Origin of the sequence: Microbacterium sp. Se5.02b (genome assembly GCF_019464375.1) — a bacterium.
Taxonomy (GTDB): domain Bacteria; phylum Actinomycetota; class Actinomycetes; order Actinomycetales; family Microbacteriaceae; genus Microbacterium.
Map to the genome: position 1 here is coordinate 1,555,385 of NZ_CP080491.1, position 18,963 is coordinate 1,574,347.

The 18,963-nt window shown below is 70.3% G+C and carries 17 protein-coding genes and 2 pseudogenes; 12 read left to right on the top strand and 7 right to left on the bottom strand.

Features of this window, described 5'->3' with window-relative positions; genetic code table 11:
- Positions 1-60 precede the first annotated feature (60 nt).
- From K1X59_RS07725 to K1X59_RS07735, 6 genes are all read left to right on the top strand, one after another.
- Complete coding sequence (locus K1X59_RS07725) at positions 61-381, top strand: WhiB family transcriptional regulator (protein ID WP_274601226.1); 321 nt, start codon at positions 61-63, stop codon at positions 379-381.
- 159 nt (positions 382-540) lie between these two features.
- Positions 541-1,314 carry a glycosyltransferase family 2 protein gene (locus K1X59_RS21180; RefSeq protein ID WP_258567167.1) on the top strand — a complete coding sequence of 258 codons (774 nt, stop codon included), beginning with the start codon at positions 541-543 and terminating at the stop codon, positions 1,312-1,314.
- 283 nt (positions 1,315-1,597) lie between these two features.
- A complete protein-coding gene (locus K1X59_RS21185; protein ID WP_258567168.1) occupies positions 1,598-2,551 on the top strand; it encodes a hypothetical protein in 954 nt (317 codons plus the stop codon).
- A complete protein-coding gene (locus tag K1X59_RS21190; protein WP_258567169.1) occupies positions 2,548-3,237 on the top strand; it encodes a hypothetical protein in 690 nt (229 codons plus the stop codon). The genes K1X59_RS21185 and K1X59_RS21190 overlap by 4 nt, the downstream gene beginning before the upstream one ends.
- Positions 3,234-3,572, top strand: a complete 339-nt coding sequence (locus K1X59_RS21195; protein WP_258567170.1) for a hypothetical protein — start codon at positions 3,234-3,236, stop codon at positions 3,570-3,572. Before K1X59_RS21190 ends, K1X59_RS21195 begins: the two co-directional genes overlap by 4 nt.
- Complete coding sequence (locus K1X59_RS07735) at positions 3,569-4,951, top strand: DUF5719 family protein (protein WP_183152378.1); 1,383 nt, start codon at positions 3,569-3,571, stop codon at positions 4,949-4,951. Before K1X59_RS21195 ends, K1X59_RS07735 begins: the two co-directional genes overlap by 4 nt.
- Here K1X59_RS07735 and K1X59_RS07740 read toward each other — a convergent pair.
- Positions 4,942-5,415, bottom strand: a complete 474-nt coding sequence (locus K1X59_RS07740) for a hypothetical protein (protein WP_258567171.1) — start codon at positions 5,413-5,415, stop codon at positions 4,942-4,944. The two genes, K1X59_RS07735 and K1X59_RS07740, sit on opposite strands and share 10 nt — an antisense overlap.
- Before the next feature lie 77 nt (positions 5,416-5,492).
- Between K1X59_RS07740 and K1X59_RS07745 the strand changes: the two genes are divergently transcribed.
- Entirely contained in the window at positions 5,493-5,699 is a 207-nt protein-coding gene (locus K1X59_RS07745) for a DUF3499 family protein (RefSeq protein ID WP_021199833.1), read from the top strand.
- 58 nt (positions 5,700-5,757) lie between these two features.
- A complete protein-coding gene (ahcY, locus tag K1X59_RS07750) occupies positions 5,758-7,203 on the top strand; it encodes an adenosylhomocysteinase (protein ID WP_220174101.1) in 1,446 nt (481 codons plus the stop codon).
- Here the strand turns inward: ahcY and K1X59_RS07755 are convergent.
- Positions 7,197-8,039, bottom strand: a complete 843-nt coding sequence (locus tag K1X59_RS07755) for an RDD family protein (RefSeq protein WP_258567172.1) — start codon at positions 8,037-8,039, stop codon at positions 7,197-7,199. The two genes, ahcY and K1X59_RS07755, sit on opposite strands and share 7 nt — an antisense overlap.
- Before the next feature lie 16 nt (positions 8,040-8,055).
- Between K1X59_RS07755 and K1X59_RS07760 the strand changes: the two genes are divergently transcribed.
- Positions 8,056-9,135, top strand: a complete 1,080-nt coding sequence (locus K1X59_RS07760; RefSeq protein WP_258567173.1) for a stage II sporulation protein M — start codon at positions 8,056-8,058, stop codon at positions 9,133-9,135.
- Here K1X59_RS07760 and K1X59_RS22825 read toward each other — a convergent pair.
- The 5 genes and pseudogenes from K1X59_RS22825 to K1X59_RS07785 all read right to left on the bottom strand — a co-directional run bounded on the left by K1X59_RS22825 (position 9,113) and on the right by K1X59_RS07785 (position 14,634).
- Positions 9,113-10,416: pseudogene (locus tag K1X59_RS22825) on the bottom strand (DUF58 domain-containing protein). The gene K1X59_RS07760 and the pseudogene K1X59_RS22825 overlap by 23 nt on opposite strands.
- Positions 10,417-11,339: pseudogene (locus tag K1X59_RS07770) on the bottom strand (AAA family ATPase).
- Between the two features lie 97 nt (positions 11,340-11,436).
- On the bottom strand, positions 11,437-12,630 hold the full coding sequence (locus tag K1X59_RS07775) for a DUF4350 domain-containing protein (protein ID WP_220174102.1): 1,194 nt from the start codon (positions 12,628-12,630) through the stop codon (positions 11,437-11,439).
- Positions 12,627-13,268 carry a DUF4129 domain-containing protein gene (locus K1X59_RS07780; RefSeq protein ID WP_183152380.1) on the bottom strand — a complete coding sequence of 214 codons (642 nt, stop codon included), beginning with the start codon at positions 13,266-13,268 and terminating at the stop codon, positions 12,627-12,629. The genes K1X59_RS07775 and K1X59_RS07780 overlap by 4 nt, the downstream gene beginning before the upstream one ends.
- Positions 13,234-14,634 (bottom strand): hypothetical protein, encoded by a 1,401-nt coding sequence (locus tag K1X59_RS07785; RefSeq protein WP_258567174.1) that lies wholly within the window; start codon positions 14,632-14,634, stop codon positions 13,234-13,236. Before K1X59_RS07785 ends, K1X59_RS07780 begins: the two co-directional genes overlap by 35 nt.
- A 96-nt stretch (positions 14,635-14,730) precedes the next feature.
- On the opposite strand from K1X59_RS07785, the gene mtrA reads away from it, so the two are divergent.
- From mtrA to K1X59_RS07800, 3 genes are read left to right on the top strand one after another with little or no spacing between them, the layout of a single operon-like run.
- A complete protein-coding gene (gene mtrA, locus K1X59_RS07790; protein WP_183152382.1) occupies positions 14,731-15,411 on the top strand; it encodes an MtrAB system response regulator MtrA in 681 nt (226 codons plus the stop codon).
- 7 nt (positions 15,412-15,418) lie between these two features.
- Positions 15,419-17,101, top strand: coding sequence for an MtrAB system histidine kinase MtrB (gene mtrB, locus K1X59_RS07795; protein WP_183152781.1), 1,683 nt, complete (start codon positions 15,419-15,421; stop codon positions 17,099-17,101).
- Positions 17,098-18,822, top strand: coding sequence for an LpqB family beta-propeller domain-containing protein (locus K1X59_RS07800; RefSeq protein ID WP_220174103.1), 1,725 nt, complete (start codon positions 17,098-17,100; stop codon positions 18,820-18,822). The genes mtrB and K1X59_RS07800 overlap by 4 nt, the downstream gene beginning before the upstream one ends.
- Positions 18,823-18,963: the final 141 nt, after the last annotated feature.

Sequence of the window (18,963 nt, forward strand, 5' to 3'; positions counted from 1 at the left end):
GGTGTAATTAGTCATGCGCACGGCCCGCCAGGGGGGCGGATTGAAGGGTTGGAGGTCGAGATGACGGGTTACCGTTCGGAAGTGCCGGAGAACTGGTTCGTCGACCCGGTCAACCTCGGAGTTCCCGGTGTGCGTCGTGCAGACGCCACCGATGATGACAACGCTCTCGCCTGGCAGAGCGATGCGCTCTGCTCGCAGACCGACCCCGAGGCCTTCTTCCCCGAGAAGGGCGGCTCGACCCGCGATGCCAAGCGCATCTGCACCACGTGCGACGTGCGCAGCGAATGCCTCGAGTACGCGCTCAACAACGACGAGCGGTTCGGCATCTGGGGCGGACTCTCCGAGCGCGAGCGTCGTAAGCTCAAGCGCCGCGCGAGCTGACGCTCCCGTCGGGTTTCTGTAGGGATCCGGCCGACGTGACGTCGCGCGGTGAACGCGCTCGCGCCGAGGGCCTCCGTGCGACCCGGATCCCGCGGCTTCGCGGGCGCGCCGCGTCCACTGCTCCGGCCCCACGCGGAGCGCGCATAGGCTGACGACGTCATGCCAGCCCGTGTTCACGCCATCATCGTCGCGCGCCCCGGATCCTCTTCCCGCGCGCAGCTCCTCCGCACTCTCGAAGCACTGCGCTCCCAGACCGCCCCCGTCGATGCGGTGACTCTCGTGATGTGCGGCGATGCCTCGTCTGCGCGGGAGAGCGAAGCCGTCGCCGCGACCGTCGAGGGCATCATCGAGGCGCGCGCCACGACGTCCTTCGCCGAGGCGGTCGAACTCGCGCGACCCCGGGTGTCCGAAGGGTCCGCGATCTGGTTGCTGGCCCAGGACACGGCGCCCCATCCTCGCGCCCTCGAGCGACTTCGCGGCATGTTGGAGCGCTCGCCCTCCGCGGCTGTCATCGCGCCCAAGCTGGTCGCGACAGACAACGACAGGGAGATCGTGTCGCTCGGGGTCAGCATGACCGCGCTGGGTCGCTCGGTCGAGCTCGCCGCGGGAGAACTCGACCAGGGACAGCACGATCGGATGGACGACGCGCTCGGATCCGACATCCGCGGCATCCTCATCCGTGGTGAGGTCCGAGACGCGCTGCGCCCCGATCCGGCGCTCGCGGGAGCCGACGAGGGGCTCGACCTCGGCGTGCGCGCGCGCCTGGGGGAGGCCGCGTCGTCCTCGCGCCGAGTGCGAGGATCTCCGTGGCGCCCGATGGCCCCGCCGCCTTGCCCTCGGGCAGATTCCGTCGCGCCTACGTCACCCGGCTCGCGCAACTGCACCGTCGTCTGGCCTATGCGCCGGCGGTCGCTGTGCCTTTCCACTGGCTGAGTCTGCTTCCTCTCGCTCTCTGGCGCTCCGCCGCCGACCTCATCGGCAAGCGGCCGGAAGCCGTCCTGCCGGAATGGGGCGCGGCGCTGACCGCGATGCTCCGGATCGGGGCGATCACGCGGTCGCGGTCTCGTATCCGTGCGTTCCGCTCGTCCAGCTGGGCGAGCATCGCACCATTGCGCGTGACCTCCTCGGATCTGCGGCGACGCCTCGACGACGGTCATGGGAGCGAGGGCGGCGCCGTGAGCGAGCTCCGCTTCTTCTCCGGGGTGGTGCATGGGTCGTGCTCGCGGCTCTCGTGGTCAGCATCGCCTCTTTCACGACGCTGCTGGCCTGGCCTGCGCTCGGCGGCGGGGGACTGCTGCCGCTGCGGCAGACCGTCGCAGCGCTGTGGAGCGACGCGGCGTGGGGGGTGCGTGGAACCGCGGTCGACCTCATCGGTCCCGCCGATCCGTTCGCCGCTGTCGTCGCGGTGCTCGGCACCCTGTGGCCGGGCGCTCCGTCGTTCGCGATGGTTCTGCTGTGGGTCCTCGCCCTTCCTCTCGCCGTGCTCGGCGGGTGGTTCGCCGCGACCAGGGTGACCGACCGATCGGGGCTGCGGATCTTCGCCGGTGTCGCGTGGGCCCTCGCGCCCACATTCCTGACGGCGCTGGTCGACGGACGCCCGACGGCTGTCCTGGTCCATCTGCTGTTGCCATGGCTGTTCCACAGCGCGGTGGTGGCGCACCGTTCCTGGGGTGCGGCCGGGAGCGCCTCGCTCCTGCTCGCCGCCGTCAGCGCGTGCGCACCGTCCTTGGTGCCCGCTCTCGTGCTGCTCTGGGTGGTGGCGATGGGCATCGTGCTCGGTACCGCACAGTTCCGCGGGGCGGCACGGCTGTTGTGGGTGCCCGTGCCGACGGCCGCCCTCTTCGCTCCTCTCGTGTTCTGGCAGCTCGCGCACGGGACGCCTCTGGCGCTGCTCGGTGATCCAGGGTCGATCTGGGTCGGGCCGCAGGCTGCAGCGGACACGGCAGGTCGTCTGGCGCTCGCCACGGGCTTCCCGACCACGGATCTCGCCGGCTGGATGTCGCTGCTTCCCGCCCCGATCGCCGCCTGGGCACCGCGCTGCTGTGCGCGCCGATCGCCCTCCTCGCCCTCGGCGCGGCGGTCGCCCCGCGATGGCGCGCCGGGATCACGCTCCTCGTCGTCGCGCTCGCAGGTCTCGCGACCGCTTTCCTCGCCGTCGGGATCACCGTGAGCTTCGCCCAGGGCATCGGAGTGGCGATCTGGCCCGGTGCCGGACTCAGCCTGGCCTGGGCGGGGCTGGTGGGGGCCGCGCTCGTCACGCTGGACACGGCGATCACGCTTCCCCGGCTGCGCGCCCTCGCGACGGTCGTCGCTGCCGTCGCCCTCGGGATCTGCGCGGTTCCCGCACTCACCGCGTTCCACACCGAGCGCTCCGTCCTCGCGAACGGACCGGAGTCGACCCTTCCCGCTTACGTCGCGGCCCAGGCCGCCGGCGACCGTGACATCGCCACGCTCGTGCTGACCCCGCAGAACGACGGCGGTCTCGCGGTCGAGGCCGTCTGGGGCGCGAGCGAGACGCTCGGGTCGCAGTCGACCATGATCTCGACGGCGGTCGAGCCGCAGGGCGCCGACATCTCGACTCTGGCGGTCGACCTCCTGTCGGCCCGCGACTTCGATGCGCCGGGCGAACTCGCCGCGGCCGGGATCAGCTACGTGCTGGTGGCGCAGATCCCGGCGGCGAAGCGGACAAGGCCCGCACCCTCCGCACCGCGGCGATCGCATCGATCGATCAGCGTCCTGGACTCGTTCATGCGGGAACGACCGATCGCGGCGTCCTGTGGCGGCTCGAGGCCGACGTCGACGTCGCCGGTCCGGCGAGCCTCACGAATGCGCAGCAGGGCACCGCTCGTCTCGTGATCACCATCCAGCTGATGGCGGTGCTGGCAGCATTGCTGCTGTCCATTCCGACGCGTGCCTCGCGGCGCGCGGCGCGGGCCCGATCACGCATCGTCGGCCGGGCCCCCGACGAGCCCCTCGTCCTGCCACGGCATGCGGAGGACAGGGCGACGCTCGACGAGGAGGCCCCTGTGGGTGCTGTCGACGATCCGCAGGACGAGGCGGCTCTGAACGACGAGGCGCTCGCACCGATCGCCGAACCTGTCGATGAGGAGCCGTCCGACCCGGAGGAGTCGTCACCGCCATCGGACGATGTCGACGAACCGAAGCCGACCACCGTGGAGGATGACCGATGAGCGGCTCTCGCGCATTCCGCGTCGCGGCGACCGGGGCTCGCGTCGTGACGGGACTCGTCGTGATCGCCGCGTGCGTCGTCGGCGTCACGGCCGCGGTGCATGCACCGTGGCCGATCATCGGCCACGACCCGGCTCAGGTCGAGGTGACCCCGCTCCCTGGCGACAACATCGTGGTGTGCAACGGTGACATGCGTGCGCTCGGACGTGACGCGGCAGATCCTTTGAGCATGGTCTCGGCCGGGCGGCCGGGCATCACCATCGGGGGAACCTCGGGAGATCCGTCCTCCGAACAGCTGGCGGTGCCGGATCTGCCCGGTGCCGGAGAGGTGAGCGTGTTCACCGGGGCGGTGGAGGGGCGTTCCGCGCCGTTGATCGCCGCGTCCGAGTCGGCGACGCTCGCGGCCGATGACCTCGCCGGGTACGCCGCGGCGGCATGCGGCACGCCGCGGCTCGACTCGTGGCTCGTGGGTGGCAGCACGGACACCGGCACCGAGGACATCGTGATCCTGACCAATGCCGCAGAGGTTCCGTCGACCGTGACGCTGACGGTGTACGGCGAGACCCGCGGAACGCGCACCGTCGTGGTTCCCGCACGGACCCAGGCTGCGCTTCCGCTGACCTCCGTCGCCGCGGGCACCGCCGCCCCGGTCGTCCGCGTCGAGGCCGCCGGTGCTCCGGTGCGCGCCGTGCTCCAGTCGTCGCTCGTGCAGGTCCTCGACCCGGCCGGGATCGACCTGCAGGATGCGGTGCCCGGTCCACAGCAGCGGCTCGTGCTCTCCGGGGTGCAGGTGTTCGCCGCGAACGGGGACGACGCGGAGATGGCTGTCCTGCGAGTGCTGTCCCCTGGGGCCGACGCCCGCGTGCAGGTCAGGGTCACACCCGAAGGTTCATCGAGCGCCGTCGACGAGTTCACCGTTCCGCTCGAGCCCGACATGCCGGCCCAGGTGTCGCTCAGCGGCCTCGAACCCGGGGCGTACACAGTCGATGTCGTGGCCGATGCGCCGGTCGTGGCGGCTCTGCGCCAGCAGGACGGGTTCGGTCAAGGGTCCGATTTCGCATGGATCACACCGGCTCAGGAGATCGACGACGACGTCCTCTTCGCGGTGCCAGCGGGTCCCTCACCCCGGGTCCAGGTGGTCAACGCATCGGACCAGGACGCGACGGTGACGCTCGAGGCCCTGGACAGCGGACAGCCGGAGGAGGTCACTGTGGCGGCGGGGCAGAGCGTGGGGCTCGAGGTCAGTGCCCGTGAGACGTATCTGCTGCGCGCCACGGGGCCGGTCCACGCCGCCGTGACCCTCACCGGTCCTGGTGCGCTCGCGGTGCTGCCCCTGCAGGCGAACGCGGGTGTCGAGAAGGCGATCGCCGTCTACCCCTGAGCGTGCTCCGGCTTCCGCGTGGACAGCGGACGGTGGTCAATGCTCGTGACCGAGATCCCACGGCTCGCGGCCGACGTACTCGGCCGCCGCGCGGAACACGGCGCTCTCGATCGCCATCCGGCGGTGCGCGGCGTCGTCGTGCCCCGGGGGAGCAACCGTTCGATCGGAAGGCGGAAGAGCACGATGCGCCCGCGTTCCCGATCGAGATACCAGCGCGGGACTTCTTCGGTCGCGTCGAAACCGGGGATCGCGCCGATCTCGAAGCGGACGTCCTGCAGCTCCGGCCACGTTCCACGGAGGAACTCGACGGCCGTGCTCACGGTCAGGTCGAAACGATCGATGCGTCCGTCCAGCGGCGCGAGCGGAGGCCGGACGACCTCGCTCCGGCCGAGCCGTCCATGGCGTCCGTGTCGTGCACCGCGCCGTGGGGCGGCGGAGGCATGGGCGGCGCGACGACGGGGCATGACGAAAGTCTAGGCGGTGCCCGCGTGCGCGGCGCGGCATCCCGATCGGGGGACTCCAGGGACGTACTCTGACGGAGATGGACGGACGACTGTGCTCGAAGGTCGGCTGCGCGCGAGAAGCCGTGGCCACCCTCACCTACGACTATGGGGACCAGATGGCGGCGCTCGGTCCGCTGGGCGCCGCGAACGATCCCCAGGCCCATGACCTGTGCTCACCGCATGCCGACCGACTCTCGGTGCCGGCCGGGTGGCTCGTCGTGCGCCACGAAGCCCTTCGCGCCTGAGCATCACGCGTCGGACACACACGCGAGTCCGGCTGCGGCGTGATGGAAGAATGGGGAGATGCCTGAGCTCGAGTACCGCGTCGCCGATCTGTCCCTCGCCGAATCCGGCCGCCATCAGCTGCGGCTCGCCGAGAACGAGATGCCGGGACTCATGGCACTGCGCGAGGAGTTCGGGGCGACCCAGCCCCTGAAGGGTGCCAGGATCGCGGGATCCCTGCACATGACCGTGCAGACCGCCGTGCTGATCGAGACCCTCGTCGCGCTCGGAGCCGAGGTTCGCTGGGCGAGCTGCAACATCTTCTCGACCCAGGACGAAGCAGCCGCTGCGGTCGTGGTCGGCCCTCGAGGGACGGTCGACGCCCCGGCGGGCGTGCCCGTCTTCGCGTGGAAGGGCGAGACGCTCGAAGAGTACTGGGCATGCACCGAGCGGATCTTCGACTGGTCGGCATCGGGCGTCGACGGCCCCAACCTGATCCTCGACGACGGCGGCGATGCGACCCTGCTCGTGCACAAGGGCGTCGAGTTCGAGAAGGCCGGAGTCGTCCCCGACACCGCCGAGGCGGACTCGCACGAGTACGGGATCATCCTCGACGTCCTCCGCCGCTCGCTCACCTCGTCCTCCGACCGCTGGTCGAAGCTCGCCGAGGGTCTGATCGGCGTGACCGAGGAGACGACCACCGGCGTGCACCGGCTGTACGAGCTCGCCGCAGCAGGCGAACTGCTGTTCCCGGCGATCAACGTCAACGACTCGGTCACCAAGAGCAAGTTCGACAACAAGTACGGCATCCGGCACTCGCTTCCCGACGGGCTCAACCGCGCGACGGATGTGCTCATCGGCGGCAAGGTCGCTTTCGTCTGCGGCTACGGCGACGTGGGCAAGGGTGCGGCCGAAGCCCTGCGGGGTCAAGGCGCGCGCGTGATCGTGAGCGAGGTCGACCCGATCTGCGCCCTCCAGGCGGCGATGGATGGGTTCCAGGTGGCGCGCCTGATCGACGTCGCGGGCGCGGTCGACATCGTGGTCACCGGAACGGGCAACCGTGACGTCGTCACGACCGAGCACCTCCAGGCGCTGAAGCACCTCGCGATCGTCGCCAACGTCGGCCACTTCGACAACGAGATCGACATGGCGGGCCTCGAGGCGCTGGAGGGCGTCGAGAAGGTCGAGATCAAGCCGCAGGTCCACGAATGGCGGATGCCGACCGGACGCAGCGTCCTGGTGCTCAGCGAGGGTCGACTGATGAACCTCGGCAACGCGACAGGACACCCGTCCTTCGTCATGAGCGCGTCATTCACGAACCAGGTGCTGGCGCAGCTCGAGCTCTACACGAACATCGAGGCCTACCCGACGGGGGTGTACGTTCTGCCCAAGGCGCTCGACGAGAAGGTCGCGCGCCTGCACCTCGATGCGCTGGGCGTGCAGCTGACCACGCTCACCGACGCGCAGGCGGCGTACATCGGCGTTCCGGTGGAGGGCCCCTACAAGCTCGAGCACTACCGCTACTGACCCGAATCCGGTGCGGTCCGACGGATGATCAGACGCCGATCCGACGGCCCGTGAGCCTCTCGGTCCGACGGTCGGCGTTCTCCAGCGCGCGTCGCTCGCGCTCTCTGCGCAGCACCGTGATGCCCATGAGCACCTGCTCGGGCGGAACGGGCGGGACCGGTGAGACGAACGGGGTCGCCTCGGTCAGCAGCTCGAGGGCGACGCGCGCGGGCATCGGGGAGCATGCGTGGTGCGCTCACCAGGAACTGCGAGATGCGACGAGCGAGTCGATCCGGCATCCGCGCGACGTCGGCGATCTGAGCCCATCCCGCCAGCGCAGGTGGGAGCACCGGCACGTGCGAGGGGAGAGCGGGCGTGCGGACGCGCTGGCTATAGGTGCCGGCGACGAGATCGCCCAGACGCTGCGATCGCGCGTTGAACGCCCCGGTGAGCACCGCGAGACCGCCGAAGGTCATGTAGATCTCCAGCACCCCGAGGAGGGCCCGGATGAACGCGTGTCGGAATCCTGCGGCACCTCCGTCGACGCGGACGATGCGGCCGCCGACGGCGAGCTTCCCCAGGCTGCGGCCCTTCAGCGCCACCTCCATCGTGATCGGCAGCACCACGAAGCTCACGACGAGCGCTGCGACCGTCGCGATGCGGTCGGTGGCCTCATCCAGCACACCGGCATCGAGGAGCCAGATGCGGAGGAAGAGCCACAGGATGAACACCGCGTAGCCGACGATCATGTCGATCGCGGCGCCGAGCGCTCGCAGCAGGAAGCCGACCGGTTGCACGTCGATCGCGACGGCTTCGCCGGAGAGCACCTCGTCGGAGACGTCGATCGGGACGGACATGAGTACAGTAAATCAGGTGGATGCCGATGCGCTGACCGATGCACGCCGCACCGAATGGGAGCGGCTCGAGGAGCTCAGCCGTGCGCGCCTCGACGGTGCAGGAGTCGACGAGCTGATCGTGCGTTATCGCGCAGCCTCGGCCGACCTCGCGGAGCTGAAGACGTCGGTGGGCGACACCCCGCAGGGGGCGTATCTCTCGACGATCCTGGTCCGCGCCAGACTGCGCCTGACCGGAGCTTCCGACAGCATCCTGACCCAGACCGCGCGATTCTTCCGGCTGCAGCTGCCCGCCGCTCTCTATCGCCTGCGGTGGACGACCCTGGTCATCGCGGTCGCCTTCGTCGCGATCGCCGTCGGTACCGCAGCCTGGATCGCGGGCGACCCGGCACTCGTGGCGACCCTCGGCCCGCCCGACGCGCTCGAGCAGTACGCGGACGAGAGCTTCACGGGGTATTACACCGAGAACCCCGCTGCGACGTTCATGGGCATGGTCTGGACCAACAATGCGTGGATCGCGATGCAGTGCGTGCTCTTCGGCGTCACCGGCATCTGGCCGGTGTACATGCTCGTGCAGAACGCCATGGGGATCGGCACCGCCGGCGCGGTGATGGCGGCGCATGACAAGGCGGACGTCATGGTGCTGTACATCCTCCCCCACGGCATGTTGGAGATGACCTGCATCTTCGTCGCCGCGGCTGCGGGACTGCACGTGTTCTGGGCCTGGGTGGCTCCCGGCCGCCGTTCGCGTGGTGAGGCCCTCGCAGAACAGGGAAGGGCGCTCGCCACCGTCGCGATCGGGTTGGTGTTCGCTCTGCTCCTCGCGGGCCTCGTGGAGGGTTTCGTCACGGGCTGGGCCCTGCCGTGGCCGGTGAAGATCGGGATCGGTGCCGGAGCGCTCGCGGTGTTCCTCATCTACATGCTCGTCGTCGGAGGCAGGGCGCACCGGCAGGGCGAGACCGGCGACCTGGTCGAGTACGAGGCGGGCACCCCGCGCCTCGTCGCGGGTGAGCCTCTTCCTCCACCGCACCTGCGCCCGGTGGCCCCGCGCAGATGTCGGCGCGGGGCGACCGCGATCAGAGCCGTCCTGCGGCCTTGAGCTCGAGGTAGCGGTCGGCGATGCGCGGCGGGAGGTCGTCCGGGTCGGCGGATATCGCCTCGCCTCCGGCGCGCAGGATCGCTTCGGCGACGTTCTCCGCATCGCGCAGAGTCCGCTCGGCGGCTGCGGCGAGATACACGTCTTCGCGGGAGTCGCGTCGGCGGGCGATGGAGGCGATCCCGCCGTCCGTCACAGATCCGACCAGCACCGTGGTCGCGCGGGAGGCGTCGGGGAACGCCCGAGGAAACCTCTGGCCGACTCGGCCGCGTCCTGCGCCGTGAGCACGACGATCAGCGAAGGCCGCGTCGTCAGGGTGCGCACCGACGCGAACGCGCCGTGCCAATCCGTGTCCACCAGGCGGGCGTGCACGGGCGCCATCGCATCGCTCATCGCCGGAAGGAGCGCCGCACCGTCGACGCCGGTCACTCGACCGCGCACCACGCGGTCGTACATCAGCAGGTGCACGTGGTCTCCGGCACGGGAGGCGAGTGCGGCGAGCAGGAGAGCGGCCTCGAGCGACGCATCGACGCGGGTCCCGTCACCGACACGTGCAGCCGCGGTGCGCCCGGTGTCGATGATGATCACCACGTGCCGGTCGCGTTCCGGCCGCCACGTCCGCAGCATCGTCGTCCCCCGCGCGCCGTGGCCCGCCAGTCGATCGAGCGCACGTCGTCGCCGCGCACGTACTCGCGGAGCGAGTCGAACTCGGTCCCCTGGCCGCGCACCTGGATGCTGGTGTTGCCGTCGAGCTCCCGCAGCCGGGCGAGACGCGACGGCAGGTGCTTGCGGGAGGAGAATGCGGGAAGCACCCGGATCGCTCCGCGGACGGAGTGCGTGGCCTGACGACCGGCGATGCCGAGAGGTCCACGCGAGCGGATCATCACGAACTCGCTGACCAGTTCGCCGCGGCGGCGGGGAGAAGCGGTATCTCCACGCGGCCGCGTTCGCCCGACGGCACGTGCAGTTGCTGTCGCTCGGTGGGCGCACCCGCCGTCGGCTGCCAGGCGTCCCTGAGCACCGCATGGAGCACCCTGGTCCCGTGGTTGTGGACGGCGACGCTCACGGGGACCCGCTCGCCCAGGGCGCGCGCTTCGGCACCCGGCGGCTCACGGTCACAGAGCGAGGGCTGGCGGCGAGCACGAGGTCGATCGCGACGAGCACAGCGCACAGGCCGATCCACGCTCCCAGCACGGGGTACGCCGGATACCCCGCGAGTCCGGCGAGGACGAGCGGGACGATTCCGACGGCGAGAGCGACGGCGAGGCGGCCGGTGACGAACACCTAGATCGGAACCCTCGTCTGCTGGACCACGGACGTCAGCACGGCATCGGCGGAGACGCCTTCCATCTGGGCGTCCGGCCGCAACTGGAGGCGATGGCGCCACACGGGAACCAGCATGGTCTGCACATGGTCCGGAGTGACAGCCGACGAGGCGTTGAGCCAGGCCCAGGCTTTCGCCGCCGCGAGGAGCCCGGTCGAGGCACGGGGACTTGCCCCGAGCTCGACCGATGGCGACTGCCGCGTCGCCCTGGCCAGGTCGACGACGTACCCGAGCACGTCGTCGGTCACCTCGACGGCCGCGGAGGCCTGCTGCGCTGCGCGGATCTCCTCCGCCGACACCACGGCCTCGACACCGGTGAGCTCGCGGGGGAGAAGCCCTCGGCGTGTCGGCGGAGCACGGCCACCTCCGCATCGCGCTCGGGCATGCCGACCACGAGCTTCATCAGGAAGCGGTCGAGTTGCGCCTCGGGGAGCGAGTACGTGCCCTCGTGCTCGATCGGGTTCTGCGTCGCGGCGACGAGGAACGGATCCGGCAGGGCGCGACTGACGCCGTCCGCCGACACCTGACGCTCCTCCATCGCCTCGAGCAGTGCTGCTTGCGTCTTCGGCGGCGTCCGGTTGATCTCATCCGCGAGCAGGATGTGCGTGAACACCGGCCCCGCCCGGAAGTCGAACTCGCCGGTGCGGGCGTCGTACACGAGCGAGCCGGTGACGTCCCCCGGCATCAGGTCGGGCGTGAACTGGACGCGCTTGGTGTCGAGTCCGAGAGCGCGCGCGAACGAGCGGACCACCAACGTCTTGGCCACCCCCGGCACACCCTCCAGGAGCACATGTCCGCGGGCGAGGAGAGACACGAGGAGACCGGTGACGGTTCCGGCCTGACCGACCACCGCCTTGTCGACCTCGGTGCGCACGCGATGCATGGCCTGACGGAGCGCGGCGTCGTCGGCGGTCTGATTCTCGGAGATCACGGGGTTCCCTCGGCTTCTCTGGAATGGATGGACGGGTGTGCGGTACGGATCATTCGTCGCCCCTGGTGGTCCGGGCGCTCGCTTCCACGGCCGCCTCGAGCTCGTCGAGTCGTCGCGCCAGGTCGATCAGCGCGGCATCGTCGGTGGGGAGCGGGCCGGTGAGAAGCGCCTGCAGCGTGCCACGAGGGATCCGGAGCCGGTCTGACGCGGCATCGGCGACCTCATCGGCACCGGAGTGGAGGGCGAGCCCGAGCCGGCGAGCCATGCGTCGTCGCGCGCCGTCCCGGAGCGCGTCCGCGGCATGCGCCGCGTCGGCGGCCTTGGCCGTGAGGCGTGCGCGTCCGTGCATCGTCTCGGATGCGCGGACGGTCACTGGCAGCGTCTCGGCGACCAGCGGACCGAAGCGCTGGCCGCGCCAGACGGCGGTGGCGATTCCGGCCAGCATCAGCAGGAGGATGGCGGGGGTGACCCAGGGCGGCGTGAGGCTCCCGAGCGTGTCGATGGACTCGCCCTCGATGTCGGAGTCGGCATAGCTCGGCACGTACCAGACGACGCGATCGGTCTGGCCGAGCAGCGCGAGGGCGAGGGCGGCGTTCCCGTCTTCGGCGAGAGAGGCGTTGCCGAACAGTCTCGTGCCCTCCACGACGACACGGCGGGTGCCGGAACGGTCGTCGACGAGCACGGCCGAGCCTTCGTCGTCGCCGAAGCAGGCCTTCACCTCGGGCTCCGCGGAGAACAGCCGGTCGGCGCGGATCGTCCCGACCTTCGCGAACTCGGGCACGCTGCAGTCGGCGGCGACGGCCGGGAGCGTTCCAGGAGCGCTTTCGCCGATCCCCAGTGCGCTCAGCAGGTGAGTGCTCGTCGACAGGAAGACCACACGGTCGGCGGGCTCCATCAGCTCTTCGAGGGCCTCATCGGTCAGCGTGTACGGATTCGCCATCACGAGTGTGGTGTCGTCGTCGATAGCGTCGCGCGCGTCGGCCCGGGAGCGGTGCACCTCGACCTCGACGCCCTGATCCCGCAGGATCTCCGCGAGGGCGAGGGCGCCGGCGTCGTCGCGACCCTCGGGGTCGAGGGCGCCTCGTCCGCCGGGAGGGCTCGCGGCGACGCGGAGGGCGACGAACGAGACGACGAGCACGAGGATCACCACGATCGTCCAGCCGAGGATGGTCTTCGCCCGGCGGGGCCTGCGCTCCGCGGTCGAAGGAGCGGACGTGCTCTGGGCGCTCTCCGTCGTCGTCACGCCGGGACCGCCTCGGGCCGACGGGCGCGGAGCCGGTCGTCGGTGTCCGCGAGATCGCGGTAGCTCTCCGCGGTGGCCGGATGTCCGAGATAGCGGACGTCGTCGAACAGGACGGCCGCCCGCCGCATCGCGTCCGCCTCATCGGCGAAGACGGTGCTCGCTTCGCGCGCGATCGCCTGCGCGGTCGCTCCGGGCGCCGGGTCGATCAGGTCGCGTTCGAGCAGGCCGCGAGCGAGCGCACGATAGCGGAGGATCGTCGCCAGGTCCCAGTCGCCGTCGCGGGCACTGCGATCGGCGTCGGAGCGGAGCTGGGCGGCCGTGCGGTCGTCGCTCTCACCGAGAAGGTCGGTGCGTGCGCGGCGGACCGCTCGCGAGCTCCGGGGCCTGCCCCAGATGAGCAGAGCGGCGATCAGTGCCGCCGCGATGATGGCGCTCACGACGATGAGCGCCCATGGGCCCACGTTGGCGCCGTTCTCCGAACTGAAGAGATCGGCGAGGAACCGGCCGATGTCACGGGCCACGAGGTCGAACCAGGTCGGTGTGGCGTCGGCGTACTTGGGGTTGGCGAGTTCGTCCTGCGCCCAGCGTCGTGCCTCGTCCCCGTCAGGGACGATCAGGTCGTCGAACCGCAGGATCATGCCGGGTCGTCGCCGCCGGGAGCGGCCCAGGCGCTTTCCGCCGCCGTCGGACCGGGCGCGGTGTCCGACGATGCTGCTGTCGGCGCGGGCGGGGAGGCGGAGGGAACGCCGCGGGCGACGTGCCCTGCGGTGCGGCGGCATGGGGGCTGGGGTGCGAAGGGCTGCCCCGGCCACGGCTGCGTCGGGTGACTCTGCGGGGGTATCCCTGCGCCACCGGAGGCTGCATCGCGTAGGCGCTCTGGGCGTACCCCTGGGTCATCATCACGTGCTCGGGCACCTGCCGGGGCGGGGGCGCCGAGGACACCGCTCGTGTCGGGTCGACGCGGAACGGATCGCCGAGCTGCTCCTCGGTCCAGCCGAGGTCGCGGCGCTCCACGAAGGCGATGAGCGTCTGATCCAGCCCCTCGTAACGCATCCGGCAGTCCAGGTAGACGAGCGCCGACCCGGTGCTCTGCACCACCAGCGCGATCGCCTGGATCACCAGGAGCAGGATCTGCGGCGCGAGCAGCGTGAGGACGAACCCGATCGCGGCAGTCGGCTCCTCCGCGCCGGTCGGGGCGACGACGGAGCCGAGGAGGCTGCTGAGCAGGGTCACGGGCAAGCTCACGACCTGCATGGCGAGGCCCATGATGAGACTGATGAGGAAGGTCACTCCGAAGGCGACCCAGAAGCGCCCGCGGGTGAGGCGCCACGAGCGGACGAACGCCTCGCGGAAGCGGGCCCGCTCGAGCACGAGGATCGAGGGCACCAGCAGCAGCTTGGTCGTCAGCCACACGCTCAGCGGCACCGCTGCCAATGCGATGAGGATCACGACGAGCACGACGACCCCGATGAGTTCGACGCTGCCGCCCAGACCGCCGGCGACGAACGCGGCGATCACGGCCGCGACGATCGCGAAGATGCCGAAGAGCGCCACGACCGACAGGGAGGCGAAGCCGGCCAGGCGCCAGAACGACGGTGCCATCCTCCGCCACAGCATCCGCAGGGTGGCCTTCACGCCGACCGCCGCGTAGCCGATCTCTGCCGCGACGACGCCCTGCATCATGGCGGTGAATGCGATCGAGGCGAGTCCGACGGCGACCCCGGCGATGATGTTGATCCCGATGGTCCCGGCGAGCACCGCCTCGAAGTCGGGGGATGACGGGGAGACCGTCTCCAGGCGCGAGAACGTCGTGAACAGCACGACCCCCATGACGCCGGCCGTGGCGATGACGACGACCAGCTGGATGGCGACGGCGAAGCCGAAGAGCACCTTCGGGTTATGGCGGAGCGCCGCGAAGGCCTTTCCCAGCAGCATCCCGAACGTCAGCGGATGAAGAGGGATGATCCCCTTCTTCGGGGCGGGCGTCCACGTCTGGCCACTCACAGGCACTCCCTCCATCGTGCGCTCCCATCGTGTCATATCCCGCGCGTGGTGCGCAGACCTGGGGTCGGCGGGACTCGGTGCCATAAGGTAACTGTTATGACCTCACGCATTCTCGTGGTCGACGACGACACAGCGCTCGCCGAGATGATCGGGATCGTGCTGCGCACCGAGGGTTTCGAGCCGGTATTCTGCGCTGACGGTGCGCGAGCTGTCGATGAATGGCGCGCGCAGCGACCGGACCTGGTTCTGCTCGACCTCATGCTGCCCGGGATGGACGGCATCGAGATCTGCACGCGCATCCGCGCCGAATCGGGTGTCCCCATCATCATGCTCACGGCCCGCAGCGACACCGCCGATGTGGTGCGCGGGCTGGAGGTGGGGGCAGATGACTACATGGTCAAGCCCTTCAACCCGAAAGAGCTCGTCGCGCGCATCCGCACCCGTCTCCGTCCTGCCCCGCAGACGACCAGCGAGCAGTTGCGGGTCGGCGATCTCACGGTCGACGTCGATGCGCACGAGGTGCGGCGTGGCACGGCGCCGATCGCGCTCACGCCGCTGGAGTTCCAGCTCCTGGTGGCACTCGCGTCGAAGCCGCAACAGGTGTTCTCCCGCGAGATGCTGCTCGAGCAGGTGTGGGGCTATCACTACAAGGCCGACACCAGGCTGGTGAACGTGCACGTGCAGCGCCTCCGTGCCAAGGTCGAGCTCGACCCGGACAACCCGAAGATCGTGATGACGGTGCGTGGCGTGGGCTATCGGGCCGGGAGCGTCGGCTAGGAGCACGATGGCCGCGACGACTGCGACCACCTCCACGGTCGCTGTCCTGCGCGACTGGCGGAGCTGGCCGACCATGCTCGGCATGCTGTGGCGGCGTTCGCTCCGCTTCCGGACGCTGTCGATCACACTGCTGGCGACCTCGCTGGCGATCTTCATCACGTGCGTGACGATGGCGCTCGTGATCCAGAACGACCTCTTCATCTCGCGCAAGAACGTCGCGCTGGAAGATGCCCGGCGGGCCGTCGACCAGGCCCAACGCATCCTCGACGTCGCGGAGGTCGGCGATGACCCTGCGGCGCTCTCGACGCTCTGGGACAGCATCCGAGACACGCTCGCCCGCACCTCGAGCACCGACCAGCTGGCCGGATACAAGATCGACACCGGAGCGGACGGCGTTCGTCTGAACGGCTTCGAGGCGGGGTTGAACGAGGATCTGCTCAGTCCAGAGCTGCAGCGGCGGGTGGTCGAGCTCGACGATCGCCAGGCCTGGCAGTCCGTGGCCCTGCCGGTGGCGGACGGCGGGGTGGTGCCGGGGATCGTCGTGGGCCAGCAGCTGCAGGTGCCGGAGGCCGGGGCCTTCGAGATCTACTTCGCCTACGATCTCGCCGATGCCGATCAGACGCTCGTGTTCGTGCAGCGCACGCTCTGGATCGCCGGCATCGGGCTGGTGGCGATCGTCGCCGCCATCTCCTGGATCGTGCTGCGCGCGGTCTCGACGCCGATCGTCCAGGCGGCCGAGACGAGTGCACGGCTCGCTGCGGGAGATCTCGGCGTGCGGCTCGAGGTGCACGGAGAGGACGAGCTGGCGATCCTCGGGCGCTCGTTCAACGCGATGGCCGACAGCATCGAGGCGCAGATCAAGGAGCTCGGCGAGCTCTCGATGGTGCAACAGCGCTTCGTCTCCGACGTCTCGCACGAACTTCGCACACCGTTGACGACGATCCGGCTCGCCGCGGACATGCTCAACGATCAGCGTGAGGAGTTCGACCCGACGACCGCGCGTACTGCGGAACTGCTGCATGCCCAGGTGCAGCGATTCGAGACGCTGCTCTCCGACCTGCTCGAGATCAGTCGCTACGATGCGGGATCGGTGCAGCTCGAGCTCGAGGCCACGAGCCTCGCCCACCTGGCGGAGGACATCATCGAACAGATGGTCCCGCTCGCGGAGGGACGCGGGAGCGAACTGCGGCTCGTCGCCCCCGGCGGCTACTCTCCGGTCGATATGGATCCGCGGCGCGTCCGTCGAGTCCTGCGCAACCTGATCGGCAACGCCATCGAGCACGGCGAGGGCCGCCCCATCGTGATCACGGTCGACAGCAATCAGCATGCGGTGGCCGCTGGAGTCCGGGACTTCGGGCTCGGCATGGAGCCGGGCGACGCCGAACGCGTGTTCGACCGGTTCTGGCGTGCGGATCCCTCCCGGCAGCGCACGATCGGTGGAACCGGTCTCGGGCTGTCCATCGCGCTCGGGGACGCCACCCTGCACGGCGGAACGCTCGCGGTGTGGTCGGAGCTCGGTGTCGGCACGAACTTCGTGCTCACGATTCCCCGTCACGAAGGCGTCCTGGACGGACCGAGTCCGATTCCCGTGGAGCCACAGGAGCCCCTCGCCGAACTCGGCGACGCGACGCAGCCCATCTCACTGGCCGAGAGCCGTCCCGACCTGTTCGATGAGAGGGACCGGTCATGAGGCGGGCGACGTCGAAGAAGGTGCTGCGCGCGGCCGGTCTCGCGCTCGCCGCGCTCCTGCTCCCTGCCTGCGCCGGTCTGCCGACGACCGGCGGCGTGTCGGTCGGCCTCGAACTCGGCGAGTCGACGCAGGACCTGGACTTCCTCCCGGTGGCATCGGGTCCCATCGAGGGAGCCGGTCCCGAGGAGATCGTCGAGGGTTTCCTCGAGGCGGGGATCACGACCTCCGACAACTGGGCGACGGCCCGCGAGTTCCTGGCGCCGGAGTTGCAGCGCACCTGGCGGCCCGCGGCGGGGGTGTCGATCGATCTCGGTACGGACACGCGCACCATCTCCTCCACCGTTCCCGTCGAACAGGTGGAGGACGCCGACTCGGCGGAGGTGCAGGTGCTGCTCGATCTGGTGGCGAGCGTCGACGAATCAGGGGCGTACTCCGACGCGCTCGGTGCGTCCACCATGCCGTTCGCACTCGAGCGGATGGACGACGGTGAGTGGCGCATCACGGAGGCACTCGACGGGATCGTGATCGACGCCCCGCGGTTCGCCACCGTCTTCCAGGGGTATCCGCTGCAGTACTTCGATCTCGCCTGGTCGCGACTCGTGCCCGACATGAGGTGGTACCCGCGGCGGTTGAGCCCCGCGACCACCGTGACCCAGGCGCTGATCGGCGGAGCCCCCAGCGAATGGCTCGAGCCCGCGGTGCAGAACGCCTTCCCCGCTGATGTCCAACTCGCGCAGGATGCGGTTCCCGTCGTCGGGCAGGTCGCCGAGGTCGCCCTCACCCGGCCGGCGGCTGATCTCGACGAGACGACCCTCTCCCGCATGCGCACCCAGCTGCAGGCGACGCTCAAGGCCGCGGGGGTCGCCGTCACCCGCGTGCAGTTCACGGTCGACGGGCGCTCCCTCGATGCCGGGGTCGCCGACGTCGTCGAGCCCACAGCGGAGATCGGCAGTCTGGTGCTGCAGGACGGCGTCTTCGGCCGGCTCGTGGGCGATGAGATCGTGCCGGTCGCCGACATCAGTGCGCAGATCGCCGCCATCGAAGAACCGGTCGTCTCGATCGACGTCGCCGCAGACGACTCCCGCGCCGCTGTCCAATTGGGCGACGGTCACGTCTACGCGGTTCACGACGACAGTCGCGACGAGGTGGATGCCCGCCCCGGCCTCATCGAGCCGTCGCTCGATCCGTGGGGGTACACCTGGTCCGTTCCCGAAGGACAGCCCTCTGCTGTGCAGGTCTCGGGGAGCGACCCGGATGTCGCACCGCAGGCCGTGGCGAACGCATGGCCGACGGCCTCCGCGATCTCCGATATGCGGGTGTCGGCAGATGGGGCACGAGTGGCCGCGGTCGTGGCGGTCGGCAAGCAGCGTTGGGTCGTCGTCGCGGCCGTGATCCGCGATTCGGCGGGGGTCCCGATCGAGCTCGGAGACGCCAAGCAGGTCACCCAGCTGACCGAACCGGCGACCAGCCTCGTCTGGTTGGGGCCGGATCGTCTCGGGATCCTCACCGGTCCGACCGGCCCGCGGCTCCTCACCCAGATGGTGGGCGGACCCGGGTCGGCAGAGGCGGCACCGAGCGATGCGATCTCGGTGGCCGGTGCGCGCACGTCGGCGGGTGTCCGGATCCTGGGTGCGAGCGGGCAGCTGTTCGCCCACGCCGGGTCCGCCTGGCGGGAGGTCGCTTCCGGGATCTCCGTCCTCGGCACACGCGCGGGGGAGTGACTCCTCCTCCACGATGGAGGCGCTCGCGCCGAGTTCTCTCGACGATGCGATCCGGGTGTCATGGCGCGCTTCTCGCCCGCAGAATCGGGAGATGCGATCAGACTCCCGGATGCTCCGCCTCGGCGCGGAGGTCGCGGCGTT